Annotated in this window: 11 protein-coding genes; 7 read left to right on the top strand and 4 right to left on the bottom strand. The window is 73.7% G+C overall.

All coding sequences use genetic code 11. From position 1 onward, the window contains the following. Positions 1 to 363: 363 nt before the first annotated feature. From ACZ7KX_RS05175 to ACZ7KX_RS05185, 3 genes are all read left to right on the top strand, one after another. The gene (locus tag ACZ7KX_RS05175) at positions 364 to 1,254 is read left to right on the top strand and encodes an alpha/beta fold hydrolase (protein WP_470325365.1); all 891 of its coding nucleotides are present in this window, start codon (positions 364 to 366) and stop codon (positions 1,252 to 1,254) included. A gap of 124 nt (positions 1,255 to 1,378) precedes the next feature. Then, positions 1,379 to 3,511: a protein kinase domain-containing protein gene (locus ACZ7KX_RS05180; RefSeq protein ID WP_470325366.1), complete on the top strand. Its 2,133-nt coding sequence runs from the start codon at positions 1,379 to 1,381 to the stop codon at positions 3,509 to 3,511. A 499-nt stretch (positions 3,512 to 4,010) separates the two neighbouring features. Next, positions 4,011 to 5,648, top strand: coding sequence for a M4 family metallopeptidase (locus ACZ7KX_RS05185; protein ID WP_470325367.1), 1,638 nt, complete (start codon positions 4,011 to 4,013; stop codon positions 5,646 to 5,648). A 172-nt stretch (positions 5,649 to 5,820) separates the two neighbouring features. Here the strand turns inward: ACZ7KX_RS05185 and ACZ7KX_RS05190 are convergent, their stop codons facing one another. Next, the gene (locus ACZ7KX_RS05190; RefSeq protein WP_470325562.1) at positions 5,821 to 6,225 is read right to left on the bottom strand and encodes a winged helix-turn-helix transcriptional regulator; all 405 of its coding nucleotides are present in this window, start codon (positions 6,223 to 6,225) and stop codon (positions 5,821 to 5,823) included. A 146-nt stretch (positions 6,226 to 6,371) separates the two neighbouring features. Between ACZ7KX_RS05190 and ACZ7KX_RS05195 the strand changes: the two genes are divergently transcribed. Further along, positions 6,372 to 7,043 (top strand): NAD(P)-binding domain-containing protein, encoded by a 672-nt coding sequence (locus ACZ7KX_RS05195; RefSeq protein WP_470325368.1) that lies wholly within the window; start codon positions 6,372 to 6,374, stop codon positions 7,041 to 7,043. 140 nt (positions 7,044 to 7,183) lie between these two features. Here the strand turns inward: ACZ7KX_RS05195 and ACZ7KX_RS05200 are convergent, their stop codons facing one another. Both ACZ7KX_RS05200 and ACZ7KX_RS05205 read right to left on the bottom strand, forming a co-directional pair. After that, complete coding sequence (locus tag ACZ7KX_RS05200; RefSeq protein ID WP_470325369.1) at positions 7,184 to 8,161, bottom strand: ABC transporter substrate-binding protein; 978 nt, start codon at positions 8,159 to 8,161, stop codon at positions 7,184 to 7,186. Between the two features lie 110 nt (positions 8,162 to 8,271). Further along, on the bottom strand, positions 8,272 to 9,060 hold the full coding sequence (locus tag ACZ7KX_RS05205) for a MerR family transcriptional regulator (RefSeq protein ID WP_402801698.1): 789 nt from the start codon (positions 9,058 to 9,060) through the stop codon (positions 8,272 to 8,274). A 174-nt stretch (positions 9,061 to 9,234) separates the two neighbouring features. On the opposite strand from ACZ7KX_RS05205, the gene ACZ7KX_RS05210 reads away from it, so the two are divergent. Genes ACZ7KX_RS05210 through ACZ7KX_RS05220 form a run of 3 tightly spaced genes read left to right on the top strand, consistent with a single transcriptional unit; the run spans position 9,235 to position 12,796 of the window. Next, a complete protein-coding gene (locus tag ACZ7KX_RS05210; protein ID WP_470325370.1) occupies positions 9,235 to 10,860 on the top strand; it encodes a flavin-containing monooxygenase in 1,626 nt (541 codons plus the stop codon). A gap of 11 nt (positions 10,861 to 10,871) precedes the next feature. Next, positions 10,872 to 11,894: an alpha/beta fold hydrolase gene (locus ACZ7KX_RS05215; RefSeq protein WP_470325563.1), complete on the top strand. Its 1,023-nt coding sequence runs from the start codon at positions 10,872 to 10,874 to the stop codon at positions 11,892 to 11,894. After that, positions 11,891 to 12,796, top strand: coding sequence for an SDR family oxidoreductase (locus ACZ7KX_RS05220; RefSeq protein WP_470325371.1), 906 nt, complete (start codon positions 11,891 to 11,893; stop codon positions 12,794 to 12,796). Before ACZ7KX_RS05215 ends, ACZ7KX_RS05220 begins: the two co-directional genes overlap by 4 nt. 167 nt (positions 12,797 to 12,963) lie before the next feature. Here the strand turns inward: ACZ7KX_RS05220 and ACZ7KX_RS05225 are convergent, their stop codons facing one another. Beyond that, entirely contained in the window at positions 12,964 to 14,298 is a 1,335-nt protein-coding gene (locus ACZ7KX_RS05225) for an aminotransferase-like domain-containing protein (protein WP_470325372.1), read from the bottom strand. Positions 14,299 to 14,410: the final 112 nt, after the last annotated feature.

Below are 14,410 nucleotides of genomic sequence, written 5' to 3' on the forward strand. Positions count from 1 at the left end.
CCGGGCACCGGCCACCCGGCCACCGGGCTGCTGGACTGTCAGTCCGGCTGCCCTCGCCGGGCCGCCCCCGCCCGGTCGTCCCCGCCTGCGGGCGCGGTCCGACGGCGCGGTCCGCGCTCGATCTGTTGGTTTGCGGTTCATGGTCCGGACGGACGGAGTTCGGACACCTGAGTCACCGGCCGGACAACGTCGGGTACCTGACGGCAAGTCGGGCCGGGTCGCGAGGGTGTCGGGGGAGCGGACGCGGGCATCGGGGGAACGGGGCCGAGTGATGGATCCAGGGGGCCGTACGTGCACAGCATGCAAGGCAAGTGGGGGACGCGAACCGGGGGGACGGGCCTGCGCGGCGTCCAGGAAGCCATCGTGCGGGCATTCGCCGAGTGCACGCCCGGCGGGGTGCGGCCGGGCGAACTCGACTGCGACGGACGGGCGTTGCGCTGGGTGGAGGCCGGGCAAGGGGCCGGTGTCCCGGTGGTCCTCATCGCGGGCTGTGGCACCTCGTCGCTCACCTGGACGCCCGTCCTGCCCGAACTCGCCCGGCACGGTCGGGTGGTGGCGTACGACCGGGCCGGGATCGGCGCCAGCGACCCCTGCCGCAGCACCGGCCGGGCCGGGATCGTGACACCGACGCTGGACGGTCAACTCGCTGACCTCGCCACGCTGGTGCGCCGCCTGGACGCCGGTCCGGTGGTCCTGGTCGGGCACAGCTGGGGCGGCCAACTGGCCCAACTCCTGGCCTGGCAGCAGCCGGAGCTGGTGGCCGGGCTGGTGCTGGTGGATCCGGCGCACGAGGAGTTCCAGCCGCCGGCCGTCCGCGTCGCCGAGACCGCGCTGAACCGGCTGGGGATGCTCCGTGCGGCACTGGCGGGTGCGGCACCGGTGAACTCGTCGCACGGACCTGCAAATCCGCTCGCCCGGGCCGAGGCGGCTGTGGTCGCGCACCACCACCAGCGGTGGACCGTCCTCGCCGAGAACCGGCTGACCACCGTCGTCGTCCCGGAGATCCGGCGGCGCCGCGCCTCCGCGCGACTGCCCGAGGTGCCGGTGGCCGTGTTGAGTGCGACCGAGGGGCTGCCGGGGAGGATGCGCTCCCGGTGGACCGCCGTGCAGGCGCAGATCGCGTCCCGCGCCACCAGGGGAACGCACATCGTGGTGCGCGAGTCCGGCCACGCCGTCCACGCCGACCGGCCCAGGGCGGTCATCGCCGCCGTCCTGGAGGTGTCCGATCACGCCCGGTACATCCGGAAGGCCTGACGGACGGGCGACAGTCGTGCTCAATTCCTGGCCGCATCCGCTCTGCTGAGGACACGACACGCTCTGGCACACTGTGTGCCGGCGACCCGGCGGGGCGGGTCACGACACACGGGGGGACAGCGGCATGAGCGGGGTGGGCACCGTGCTCGGCGGGCGGTACAGGCTGGTCGAGCGGATCGGCGGCGGCGCGATGGGCTCGGTCTGGCGGGCCGAGGACACCGTGCTGGCGCGACGGGTGGCGGTCAAGATCCTGCGCTCGGAGCTGTTCGAGGACAGCACCGCCACCCAGCGCTTCCGCCGGGAGGCCCAGCTGGTCGCCGCGATCGACCACCCGGGCGTCGTCGACGTGCACGACTACGGCGAGAGCGGCGCGGACGGTGACGAACGCTGCGCGTACATCGTCATGGAGCTGATCGACGGCCGCCCGCTGGACCGGGTGCTGGCGGACACCGGCCCGATGACCGTCGAGCGGGCGCTCGACCTGGTGGCCGGCGCCCTGGACGCGCTGCACGCCGCGCACCAGCGGGACATCGTGCACCGGGACATCAAGCCGTCCAACCTCATGCTGCGCACCGACGGCCGGGTCGCCATCACCGACTTCGGCATCGCCCGGGCGATCGCCAGCACCAAGCTCACCGCCCCGTTCGCGATCATCGGCACCGCGCTCTACATGTCCCCGGAGCAGGCCGAGGGATCGTCCCTGGGGCCGGCCACCGACCTCTACTCGATCGGCGTGGTCTGCTACGAACTGCTGGTCGGAGCGCCGCCGTACTCCGGGGACGGGCCGCTGCAGATCGCGCTCAAGCACGTCAACCAACCGGTGCCGGAGCTGCCGGAGGCCTTCCCGGCGGCGGTTCGGGCGCTGGTCGCCAGGGCGCTGGCGAAGAAGCCCGAGGAGCGGTTCGCGGACGCCGCCGAGATGGCGGCTGCGGTGCGCGCGGCACTCGGCGGCGACGGTGCCGGGCGCGGCGAGGGCGGCGGGGTCGGGGCGGCAGGAGCGGCGGGCGGTGGGACCGGGAAGGGGTCCGCGGCAGCCGACAGCCCGACGATCGCCCTCCGGCCCGGCGCGGGTCCGGCGGCGAAGGCTGAGGCCGGATCGACGGAACCCGAGGCGGGCAGAACCGAGCCGGGTGGACCTGTTGCAGGCGGATCCGAAGCGGGCAAGGCCGAGCCCGGGGCCGTGGTGGATCCCGCCGCCGGTGACACCCCCGCGCCCGCCGAGGTCGCTAAGGTGCAGCCGCAGCCGCAGCCGCAGCCGCAGCCGCAGCCCGAGGCGCAGACCGAGCCCGGCCGGCGAAGGTCCCGCCGGACCCTGCTGGTGCCCGTGATCATCCCCGTCATCATCTCGGCGGGCACCGCCACCGCCCTGCTGATCGACCGCAGTCCCGGCGGCTCCGACGCCACCGTGCCGCCCGCCGCCCAGCCGACCGTCGTGGTCACCGTCCCCGCGAACCCGGTCACCGGCACCCCGGCCGCGGCGACCGGCACCGCGCCCGCCACCCCGCCGCCGACCGACACCCCGACGGCCGCCCCGAACCCGGACCAGCCGGCCCCGGGTGCCGCCGACCAGCAGCAGGCCCCCGTTCCGGCTCCGGGTCAGGCCGGTGGCGGTGGTGCGTCGGGCGGCGGTCGGAACGGCGGTGCGGGTGCGTCCTCCGGCGGCGGCGCGGCCTCGGGCGGGTCCGGGGCAGGGTCCGGCTCCGGCTCGGGTGGCGCGGGCGGTCAGGCGAACCAGCCGGGCGGTGCCGCCGGCGGCAACCCGCCCGCCCCGCCCGCCAACCAGAACCCGCAGCCGCCGGCCCAGACCTCGGGCGGCGGCACCACCGCGGCGCCGCCGCAGAGCCCGAGCCGCCCCGCGTCCTGCGGCGGCAACAGCTGGAGCACCATCGTCAGCGTGAAGCACGAGCGGCCGATCGGGATGCGCAACGACAACCTGAACGGCGACAACCCGATCGTGCTCGGCGGCGCCGCGCAGTACGGCTGGGTGCGCTCGACCAACCCCGGTTCGTGGATCCTGTTCAACGCCTGCAACAACGGCGGCCCGCAGCTCGTCCAGACCACGGACGGGAGGGTCGTGTTGAGCAACGGGTTCAGCTTCCTCACCAACTGGACCGTCCGCAACGGCTCCACCCCGGGCTCGTACACGCTGGCCGACTACATGAACTCGGTCTGCATGACCGACAACGGCGTGGGCAACGCGATCACCATGGTGGCCTGTACCCCCGGCAACACCGCGCAGGAGTGGCGCCTCCAGTAGCGGCGACGGTTCGAGGATCGGTAGCAGCTCCTGGTGATCCGGGCAAGGGCGAGGGAATGGCGGAACCTCGCCAGTCCGGGGCCGAGGGGCGTGTGGAATCTTCTACACAGATGTAAAAGTCGATTGCCGGTCGACCGGATCCGCCCGCCGACCATCGCTCCGGCGGGCGGGCGGTCGTCGGCGCTGGCGGTCGGACATGGTTCGGACGGGAACGGCATGCGCGTTGCTGTGAACTCTCCCGGTCCGGCCGTCGACTCCACACTCTTCACCACATGGCGGGACCTGGCCAACTCCTGAGGCGGACCTGTCATTTCTCCTGATGGATTGTCATGCTTCTGGCATCCCCCGGCGGCAGCCCCACCCCCACCCCTTGGTGGCGAGCCGCCCGACTGCACGGGATCTCAGCACGTCAGCGCCCGTTCCGCCCCACAGGTGCCGACCCGGCCCCCGGGACGTGGTGCGACCGCGCCCAGACGCGGTATCCCGGAAGGACTCGTACGTGAAGCGAAAGCTCGCGGCTGTCGCCGTACTCTCGGCCACCGCCCTCCTGACCGGTGTGATCCAGGTGAGCACCGCCGCCCAGGCCGCCCCCGTCGACTCGTCGCCGGCCCAGGCCGCCCGGCAGCACGCCACTGTGCTCGCGGTGGCGAGCGGCCAGTCCGGCCCGCTCGCCAAGGTGCTCGGCCTGGGCGCCAAGGAACAACTGGTCGCCAAGGACGCCGTGTTGGACAAGGACGGCACCCGCCACCTGCGCTTCGAGCGCACCTACGCCGGCCTGCCGGTGATCGGCGGTGACCTGGTCGTCCACCAGAAGGCCGACGGTGACGTGAAGTCGGTCTCCAAGGCGGTCTCCGCCCGGATCGACCTGCCGAGCGTGACCCCGGCGGTCCCGGCCGACCAGGCCGCCGCGCAGGCCACTGGCGCGGTCAAGGCCACCGTCGGGGTGACCCTCGACGCCGACCAGTCCCCGCTCGCCGGCGTCCACCAGACGGGCACGCCCCAGCTGGTCGTCTGGGCCACCGACGGCAGCCCCCGCCTCGCCTACCGCACCACCGTCGAGGGCGTGCGCGCCGACGGCACCCCGAGCAGCCAGGTCCTGGTCACCGACGCCGCCAGCGGCCGGGTGCTCTCCACCCACGAGAAGGTGCAGACGGCGGCCGGTAGCGGCAAGGGCGTCTTCGTCGGCCAGGTCCCGCTGACCACCGCGCAGAGCGGCGGGCAGTACCAGCTCAAGGACGACACCCGCGGCGGCCAGTCCACCACCGACATGAGCAACGGCACCTCGGGCAGCGGCTCGCTGTTCGCGAACACCAGCAACAGCTTCGGTGACGGCACCGCCGGCAACCGCGAATCCGCTGCCGTGGACGCCCAGTTCGGTGCCGCCACCACCTGGGACTTCTACAAGAGCGCCTTCGGCCGCAACGGCATCCGCAACGACGGCGTCGGCGCCCTCAGCCGGGTGCACTACGGCTCCAACTACGTCAACGCGTTCTGGAGCGACGACTGCTTCTGCATGTCGTACGGCGACGGCAGCGGCGACGCCGCCCCGCTCACCGAAATCGACGTGGCCGGCCACGAGATGACCCACGGCGTGACCGCCGCGACCGCCAACCTCAACTACGACGGCGAGTCCGGCGGTCTCAACGAGGCCACCTCGGACATCATGGGCACGATGGTCGAGTGGTCCGCCAACCTGCCCTCCAACCCGCCGAACTACTGGATCGGCGAACTGATCAACCTGAACGGCAACGGCAGCCCGCTGCGCTACATGGACCAGCCGAGCAAGGACGGCCAGTCCGCCGACTACTGGGACGCCAACGTCGGCAACCTGGACGTCCACTTCTCGTCCGGCGTGGCGAACCACTTCTTCTACCTGCTGGCCGAGGGCAGCGGAGCGAAGAGCATCAACGGGTTCGACTACAACAGCCCGACGTACGACAACTCGACGCTCGCCGGCATCGGCCGGGACAAGGCGGCGCAGATCTGGTACCGCGCGCTGACCACGTACTTCACCTCCACCACCGACTACGCGGGCGCCCGTGCGGCCACCCTCAGCGCGGCGGCGGACCTGTACGGCTCGGGCGGCGCGGAGTACAACGCGGTCGCCGCCACCTGGACGGCGGTCAACGTCAACTGAGCCGGGGCGAGCGAGCCGTCCCCGGGGCCGAGCCGGCCGGCCCGGCCCCGGGGACGCGTCCGAACGAGGCCCTGCCGGGCCGTGGGTGCCGGCCGGAGGGGTCGTAGGCGGCGGGGGAACCGGTGTGCGGACCACCGGCGCCCCCGCCGCATGCACGCGATATGACGCCACGTCAGTTCGTTCGGCTGCGTCGACTGCGGCGCGCGTCGTGCGACTCCTGGGCGGCGAGGACGGCGTCGCCGTGTTCGGCGGCCCAGGCGCCGAGTGCGCGGATCGGAGCGAGCAGGGCCGTGCCCGCCACCGTGAGGGCGTAGTCGACCCGCGGCGGCGCCTCGGCGTAACGCCGGTGCTCCACCAGGCCGTTGTACTCCAGCCGCCGCAGCGCCTCGTTGAGCACCTTCGGGCTGATCCCGCCGATCCGGTCGAGCAGCGCCCGCGGGCGCATCGGACCCCGCTCGCCGAGGACGTGGACGACCACGCTGTCCCAGCGGTTTGCGATCACCTCGAAGGCCAGCCGGGCACGGCAGTCGGCGGCGAAGACGGCACCGCCCAGGTCGTCGCCGTCGTTGCTGTTCATGCCGTCCTCGTTGCGCCGGCCCGTGGTGTCCATACGGCCATCCTGCCCGGGTCGATGCCTACCGGGTGGTGTGCATCGGCCCGCCTAGCGTGCCGGGCACAGCAGTTCGCGCCGACCCCGGTCGGGCGACGAAGCGAGGAGTGGACATGAGGATCGGCATTCTCGGAACGGGCGCCATGGCGGCGGCCCTCGGCGGGGCCTGGGTGCGAGCCGGGCACGAGGTGGTGGTGGGCGGGCGCGACCCGGGGGCGGCTCGCCGATTGGCCGCCGAGACGGGTGCGTCGGAGGGTGGCGACCTGGCGCGGGCGGCGAGGTTCGGCGAGGCCGTCCTGGTGGCGGTGCCGGCCGCTGCGGCGGTGCCGGTGGTCGGGCCGCTGGCAGCCGACCTGGTCGGGCGGACCCTCCTGGACTGCACCGTGCCGATGGCCCCGGGCGCGGACGGCCCCCGCCTGACCACGACGGGCGCCGCGGACTCCGTCGCCGTGCGGCTCGCCGCCGCGGCTCCGGCGGCCCGGGTGGCCAAGGTGTTCGGGATCTGCCACGAGAGCATCTGGACCCTGCCGCGGCCGGCCTTCGAGGGCGGCGCGCCGCTCGGGGTCCCGTACTGCGCCGAGGACCCGGCCACCGCCGCACTGGTCGCCGATCTGGTGTCCTCGATGGACTGCGTGCCCGTGCACTGCGGGAGCCTCGACCGGGCCGGGCTGCTGGAGGCGACTGCCGTCTTCGCGATCGGCGTCTGGTGGTCCGGCGGCGAGGCGCGCCGGGTCTTCCCGTCCCCGGCCCTGGCGCCGGGCGCGTCGGACGACGACGAGGGGTAGCGCGTCCGGTCGGCCGCGGTGCACGGGAGGACTCGACCGTCCGCGGGTGGCGGACTGGTGACGGCTGACGGCTGACGGATGACGGCGAACAGCTGACAGATTTCAACATCTGTCAGCTGTCACCTGTTGCCTGCCGCCCCTCATCCACCCGTCGGCGCCAGGTCCTTGCGGATCTCGTCCAGGATCAGACCGGCCCCGGTGTACCCGATGCCGAGCATCCACAGGTTGTCGTCCACCCGGAACACCCGCCCGTTGCGGACGGCGTCCAGGTTCTTCCACAGCGCGCCCTCGGTGATCTTCCCCTGGTCGGACTTGGCCGCGTCCCCGTACGCCGAGTAGAAGACGACGTCCGCGGCCGCCTGGTCCACCTGCTCGGGGCTGATCTCCATCGAGAAGCCGGGCTTGTCCTGGTTGGCTGGTCGGCCGAGCCCGAGGTCCTTGAACAGCGAGCCGACGAAGGTGTCGTTGAGGTACAGCCTGGTGGGCGCGCCCGCCAGGAAGCGGGCTATCTCGACCCGGGTGGCCCCGGCCCTGGCCGGCCCGCCCAGCGCGGTGACCAGGTCCCGCAGCTTCGCCTGGTAGGCCGCGTCCGCCGCCGCGGCCTCGCTCTGGCGGCCCAACGCCTCCGCGTGCAGGCGGACGTTCTCCTTCCAGGTCGGGCCGGTGGTCTTGGAGAGGACGGTCGGCGCGATCTTGGACAGTTCGTCATACCGCTTGTCGTCGCGGACCTGGTTGCTGAGGATGAGGTCCGGTCGCAGTGCCGCGATCGTCTCCAGGCTGGGCTGGCCGATCGTGCCGACGACCTTCGTCCCGGCCAGCCGATCGGCGGGGAGGTAGCTCGGGAACGGCGCGCCCGCACTCACGGTGGTGGCGCCGACCGGGGCGAGGCCGAGGGTGACCGCCGAGTCGAGGGCGTCCGTGTCCAGTGCCACGACCCGCTCGGCCCGTGCGGGGACGATGCTCTCGCCGCGCGCGTGCCGGACGGTCCGGGTGCCGCCACCGACGGAGGAACCGGCCGTCGGGGACGAGGAGTTCGGTCCGCAGCCGGTGAGCGCCAGGCCCGGGGCGAGCCCGGCGGCGAGGCCGAGCGCGGCGCGGCGGCTGAGGGGTCTGGGCATTGCGGCACCTCCAACGGGCGGGCTGGGTGCGGGAATCCCTGCCCGTACGGCCACCCGCCTACGCCTCGAACCGCAACGGACCGGTCACGCCCCCGGGTCGCGGCGGCTCGTCACGTCTCGGATCCGTTCTCCCGCCGCTGGCGCAGGAGTTCGTCGTACTCGGCGTGCACCCGGCGGTCCATCGCGAGGGTGAACTGGGCGTCGGCCACGGTGCGGGCCAGCGGTCGTACCCGCAGGATGCGCTCGGTGAGCCGGACCGCCTCGCCGGGTGGCAGCGGGGTGTCGGCGGCCAGTGCGCTGAGCAGGTGCTCGGTGACCACCTCGATGAAGATCTCGGCGATGGCGTCCACGTGCTCCCGGGTGCGTCGGCTGGCGTCCAGCACCGCCGAGAGCGGCACTCCCTCCGCCACCAGCTCGGTGGTGGCGTCCATCAGCCGACGGCTGACGTGGGTGATGCCGTCCTCCTCGACGGTGATGTAGCCCTGCTCGATCGACTCGGCGGTGTTCTCCTCGGTGAGCTGGTCGCCGAATGCGGCCTTGAGTTCCTCCCAGTCGAGGCGCACCGGGGTCTCGTCCGACCACGGCGCGACGATCGCCGCCTCCAGGCCGATCAGCTCGGCGACGTCCCGCCCGCTCTCGCCGGCGCCGATCAGTTCGGCGATGCCGCCCAGGGTGTGGCCGCGTTCCAGCAGTTCGCCGATCATCCGTAGCCGGGCCAGGTGCTCCTCGCCGTACCAGGCGATCCGGCCCTCCTTGCGGGGTGCCTGGAGCAGTTTGCGCTCACGGTAGAAGCGCAGGGTGCGGGTGGTGATGCCGGCCGCTTCGGCCAGTTCCTCCACCCGGTACTGGCGTTTTCTGTCGCCCGCAGCAGCTCTGACCTTGTCCACGGCGATCAGCATAGGTCCGTCGGCTGGGAAGGCTCCCGGAACCGGAGTCGTCGCGCTTCTTCCATCCGGTGTCAGCAAGGGCTACCCTGCCAATCATGCCAGTGATTACTGGCGCGATTGGAAGGGTTCCGGGGCAGGCCCCGGGAGAGTGCGACGATCACCGCCCCACCCTCAGGAGGAGGCCGCATGGCATCCAGCAGCAAGCGCCCCCGCTCCGGCGCGTCCGGCGCGTCCGGCGTCAACGGCACGCCCGGCGCGCCCCGTACGGCCGAGGGGTCGTCCGGGACCGGGGCCCGCGCGGCGGAGGAGGCCGTGCCGCACGTCCGGGTGGCGGTGATCGGCTCCGGCTTCGGAGGCCTCGGCGCCGCGGTCCGGCTGCGCCGCGCCGGGATCACCGACTTCGTGGTCCTGGAGCGCGCGGACTCCGTCGGCGGCACCTGGCGCGACAACAGCTACCCCGGCTGCGCCTGCGACGTGCCCTCGCACCTCTACTCCTTCTCCTTCGCCCCCAACCCCGACTGGCCGCGCAGCTTCTCCGGTCAGCCGGACATCCGCGCCTACCTGGAGAAGGTCGCCACCGTCTTCGGGCTCCGACCCCACCTGCGGTTCAACGCCGAAGTGCTGGAGGCGCGTTGGGAGAGCGACGGGGCCCGCTGGCGGATCACCACCTCGGCCGGGCAGTGGACCGCCGACGCCGTCGTCTCCGCCGCCGGACCGCTCGCCGACCCGCAGATCCCCGACCTGCCCGGGCTGAGCGGCTTCACCGGCAAGGTGTTCCACTCCTCCCGCTGGGACCACGACTTCGACCTGACCGGCAAGCGCGTCGCCATGGTCGGCACCGGCGCCTCCGCCGCCCAGATCATCCCGTCGATCCAGCCCGAGGTCGGCAAGCTGACCGTCTTCCAGCGCACCCCGGCCTGGGTCCTGCCGCGCCGTGACCGTGAGATCACCCAGCTGGAGAAGTGGCTGCACGGCCGCCTGCCGCTCACGGCGAAGATCCGCCGCGGCACCCTGTTCGCCCTCCGTGAGCTCCAGGTCGACGCCTTCGTCCGCCGCCCCGGGCTGCTGCGCATGGTCCAGCAGCTCGCCGAGCGGCACATCGCGCAGAGCATCCCGGACCCGGCGCTGCGCGCCAAGCTCACCCCGGACTACCGGATCGGCTGCAAGCGCATCCTGCTCAGCAACACCTACTACCCGGCACTCGCCGCCGCCAACACCGAGGTCGTCGCCTCCGGCCTGCGCGAGGTGCGCGGCTCCACGCTGGTCGCGGCCGACGGCAGCGAGCACGAGGTGGACGCCATCGTCTTCGGCACCGGCTTCCACGTCACCGACATGCCCATCGGGGCCCGGGTGTTCGGCGTCGACGGCACCAGCCTGGCCGAGGAGTGGAAGGACGGCATGGAGGCGCTGCGCGGCTCGACCGTGCGCGGCTTCCCGAATCTCTTCTTCGTCATCGGGCCCAACACCGGCCTCGGCAACAGCTCGATGATCCTCATGATCGAGTCCCAACTGAACTACATGATCGACGCGTTGACGACGCTCGGCTCGATCGGCGCCGCCGCGATGCAGCCGACGGTACGCGCCCAGCGGCAGTGGAACCTCGAACTGCAGCACCGGATGGACCGCACCGTCTGGACCACCGGCGGCTGTCGCAGCTGGTACCTCGACCCGAGCGGCAGGAACACCGTGCTGTGGCCCGGCTCCACCGCCTCCTTCCGTCGCGCCACCCGCAAGGTGGACCTCGGCGAGTACGAGCTGATCATGCGCGCGGCGCCGGCCGCCGCCCGCACCGTCCAGGAGGTCTCCGCGTGAGCGCCGCCGTCATGCCCGCCGAGTACGAACACCCGACGCCTGCCGAGGAGTTGACAGTCCGCTCGGCCGACGGCATCCGACTGCACGTCGAGGTGCACGGCCAACCCGGCGCGCCCACCGTGGTGCTGGCGCACGGCTGGACATGCTCGACCGCCTTCTGGGCCCCGGTGATCCGCGAACTCTCCGACCGCTACCGGGTGGTGGCCTACGACCAGCGCGGCCACGGGCACAGCGAGATCCCGCCGAGCCGGGCCCGCTACTCGACCCGGGCGCTCGCCGAGGACCTGTCCGCCGTGCTGGCCCGGACCGTTCCGGCGGGGGAGCGGGCCGTCCTGGCCGGGCACAGCATGGGCGGCATGACCATCATGGCCGCCGGTGGCCGCCCCGAGGTCGCCGAGCGCACCGCCGCCGCCGTCCTGATCTCCACCGGGCCGAGCGAGCTGGTGGCCGAACTCACCGTCCTTCCCCCGGGCGTGCGTTCCCCGGGCCTGCGCCGCTTCCTGCACCGGCAGCTGCTGCGCTCCCGGATGCCGCTCGGACCGGTTTCGCCGGTCAGCCGGGTGGCGCTCAAGTATGCGACCATGGGCTCGGGTTCGCCCGCCGGGCAGGTCGAGGCGACGGCCCGGATCGTGCACGCCTGCCCGACCGCGGTCCGCGCCAACTGGGCCGCGGTGCTCGACCGGCTGGACGTCCGCGCCGGGCTCGCCCAGCTGACCGCGCCCACGGCGGTGGTGGTCGGCACCGACGACCGGCTGACCCCGCCGGTGCACGCGCACCGGATGATCGCCGGGCTCAAGGACCCGCAGGGGCTGTTGCTGCTGCCCGGAGTCGGGCACATGTCGCCGCTGGAACGCCCGGCAGAGGTCGCCGGCGAGATCCATCGGATGGCCGCCGAGCACCTGGTCGGCGCGCCCGCCGCAGTCGCGACTGCCGGCGCCGCGCCCGCTCCGGCCGCAGCCGCAGCAGTCGCGACTGCCGACTCCACCGTTGATCCTGCTGTTGACTCCACCGACGAGAGGACCGCCGTCGCATGAACGCCATCCCGCCGCTGTCCGCGCAGGTCGTCGTCGTGACCGGGGCCGCCCGGGGGGTCGGCGCGTCGCTGGCCCGCAAGCTCGCCCGGCGCGGGGCCAAGGTCGCCCTGCTGGGCCTGGAGCCGGAGGAGCTCAAGGCCGTCGCCGCCCAGTGCGGGCCGCACGCGACCAGCTGGGACGTCGACGTCACCGACCTCGACGCGCTCGACGACACCGCCCGCCGGATCAAGGAGCACTACGGCCGGATCGACACCGTCGTCGCCAACGCCGGGATCGCCATCGGCGGACCGCTGGCGGACAGCGACCACCGGGCGTTCAGCCGGGTCATCGAGGTGAACCTGCTCGGCAGCGTCGCCACCGCGCGGGCGTTCCTGCCGGCGCTCATCGAGAGCCACGGCTACCTGCTGCAGATCGCCTCGCTCGCCGCGCTGACGCCGGCCCCGCTGATGAGTGCGTACTGCGCCAGCAAGTCCGGGGTGGAGGCCTTCGCCCACTCGCTCCGCGGCGAGGTCGCCTACCAGGGGGTGAAGGTCGGCGTCGGGTACCTGAGCTGGACCGACACCGACATGGTGCGGGGGGCCGACGAGGACGCCGTGCTGAAGCAGATGCGGTCGCGGCTGCCGTGGCCGGCGAACAAGACGTACCCGCTGGAGCCCGCGGTGGACCGGATCGTCGCCGGGATCGCGCGCCGGTCCGCCCACGTCTACGCGCAGGCCTGGTTGCGCGGGATGCAGCCGGTCCGTTGGCTGCTGCCGAGCCTGATCGCGGTGGTGGGCTCCCGGGACGTCGCCCGGCTCGCCCCCCAGCTCGCCGCCACCGCCGGCAGCCGCCTGCGCGCCGTCGGCGCCGGGGGCGCGGCGGACACCGCGGCCCGGGGGAGCCACAACGGCTCGGGAAGCTGACCGTCGGCAGTCGACGGCTCGTAACGGATAGCAGGTAACAGACGACAGGCGACAGCTGACAGATGATGAAATCTGTCAGCTGTTCGTCGTTCGCTGTTGCCTGTTGCCTGTTGCCTGTTGCCTGTTGCCTGTTGCCTGTTGCCTGTTGCCCGTCGCCCGTCACGCCGTCACCGTCCGCCCTCCCCCTCCGCCGCGATCCGCGCCAGCGTCTCAAGCGCCCGTGCCAGGACCGGCAGCGGCGGCGAGGCGAGCGCGACCCTGACGGCGGACGGCGAGCGCCGCGGATCCACCGCGAACGCCGTCGCGGGCGTGACCGAGATCCCGGCGCGTGCCGCCGCCGCGACGAAGGCCTCTGCCCGCCAGGCCCCCGGCAACTCCCACCACAGGTAGTACGAGCAGGGGTCGGCCCGCAGGCGTTGCCCCGTCAGCGCCTCGCGCGCCAGCAGCTGCCGGGCCGCCGCGTCAGCCCGCTTCGCCGCCTCGACCGCGGCCAGTGAGCCGTCCCCGATCCAGCGCACCGCCGCCTCCAGCGCGAACCCGCTCGGCGTCCACCCACCCGAGCGCAGCGCGCCCGCCATCCGTTCCCGCAGCGCAGCCGGGACGGCCGCGAACCCGCTGGTCAGCCCGGGGGCCAGCCGCTTGGAGAGGCTGTCCACCAGCACGGTGCGCTCCGGCGCCAGCGCGGCCAACGGCGTCAGGTCGGGCCGCAGGAACGACCAGACGGCGTCCTCGACCACCGGCAGGTCGAGCCGCCGCAGCTCCTCCACGAGCCCCGCCGCCCGCTCGTGCGGCATGCTCGTGCCGAGCGGGTTCTGCAGCCGGGGCTGCAGGTACACGGCGCGCAGCGGCGCGGCCCGGTGGGCGGCCGCGACGGCGTCCGGCACCAGCCCGTCCTCGTCCGTGGTCAGCGGCACCAGCCGGATGCCCAGCCGCTCGGCCACCGCCTTGACCACCGGATACGTGAGCGCCTCCACCCCCAGCCGCTGCCCGGGCGGCACCAGCGCGGAGAGCGCCCCCGCGATGGCCTGCCGCCCGTTGCCCGCGAACAGCAGGTCCGCGGCGTCGACCTCCCAGGAGCCGGTCGAGAGCAGGCCGGCGAGGGCCCGCCGGGCCGCGCCCGTTCCGGCCGCGCCGATCGGCCGCAGGGCGTCCCCGAGTGCGTCCGCGCGGAGCAGTGGAGCCAGTCCGTCCGCCAGCAGCTCGGCCTGTCCGGGTACGACGGGGTAGTTGAGTTCCAGGTCCAGGGGCCCGGCGGCGGGTTCGGCGAGAGCGATCCGCGCGCCGTCCGCCCCCCGTCCGGCCCGGACGAAGGTCCCGCGCCCGACCTCCCCGACGGTCAGCCCGCGTCGGGCCAGTTCCCGGTAGACCCGTCCGGCCGTCGAGGCGGCGATGCCCCGGCTGCGCGCGAACGCACGCTGGGTGGGCAGCTGCTGTCCCGGCCGCAGCCGCCCGTCGGCGATGTCGGCGGCGACCCGGTCGGCGATCAGGCGGTAGTCGTCCATCGGTGGCGGGCCCTCCGTGTGCCGTACCGGTGCGCCCTGCTCCCGGGCCCCACCCGAGCGCGGCGCCCCCAGGCTGCGCCGTGCCCATGGGCCGCACCGTCCTCGGGGCACA

This window comes from Kitasatospora sp. NPDC038210 (assembly GCF_055600605.1).

What these genes read in the sequence shown, in the direction of transcription:
- ACZ7KX_RS05180 (WP_470325366.1), top strand. Translation starts at nt 1,379, where the DNA reads ATGAGCGGGGTGGGCACCGTGCTCGGCGGGCGGTACAGGCTGGTCGAG.
- ACZ7KX_RS05190 (WP_470325562.1), bottom strand. Translation starts at nt 6,225, where the DNA reads ATGAACAGCAACGACGGCGACGACCTGGGCGGTGCCGTCTTCGCCGCC.
- ACZ7KX_RS05195 (WP_470325368.1), top strand. Translation starts at nt 6,372, where the DNA reads ATGAGGATCGGCATTCTCGGAACGGGCGCCATGGCGGCGGCCCTCGGC.
- ACZ7KX_RS05200 (WP_470325369.1), bottom strand. Translation starts at nt 8,161, where the DNA reads ATGCCCAGACCCCTCAGCCGCCGCGCCGCGCTCGGCCTCGCCGCCGGG.
- ACZ7KX_RS05205 (WP_402801698.1), bottom strand. Translation starts at nt 9,060, where the DNA reads ATGCTGATCGCCGTGGACAAGGTCAGAGCTGCTGCGGGCGACAGAAAA.
- ACZ7KX_RS05210 (WP_470325370.1), top strand. Translation starts at nt 9,235, where the DNA reads ATGGCATCCAGCAGCAAGCGCCCCCGCTCCGGCGCGTCCGGCGCGTCC.
- ACZ7KX_RS05215 (WP_470325563.1), top strand. Translation starts at nt 10,872, where the DNA reads ATGCCCGCCGAGTACGAACACCCGACGCCTGCCGAGGAGTTGACAGTC.
- ACZ7KX_RS05220 (WP_470325371.1), top strand. Translation starts at nt 11,891, where the DNA reads ATGAACGCCATCCCGCCGCTGTCCGCGCAGGTCGTCGTCGTGACCGGG.
- ACZ7KX_RS05225 (WP_470325372.1), bottom strand. Translation starts at nt 14,298, where the DNA reads ATGGACGACTACCGCCTGATCGCCGACCGGGTCGCCGCCGACATCGCC.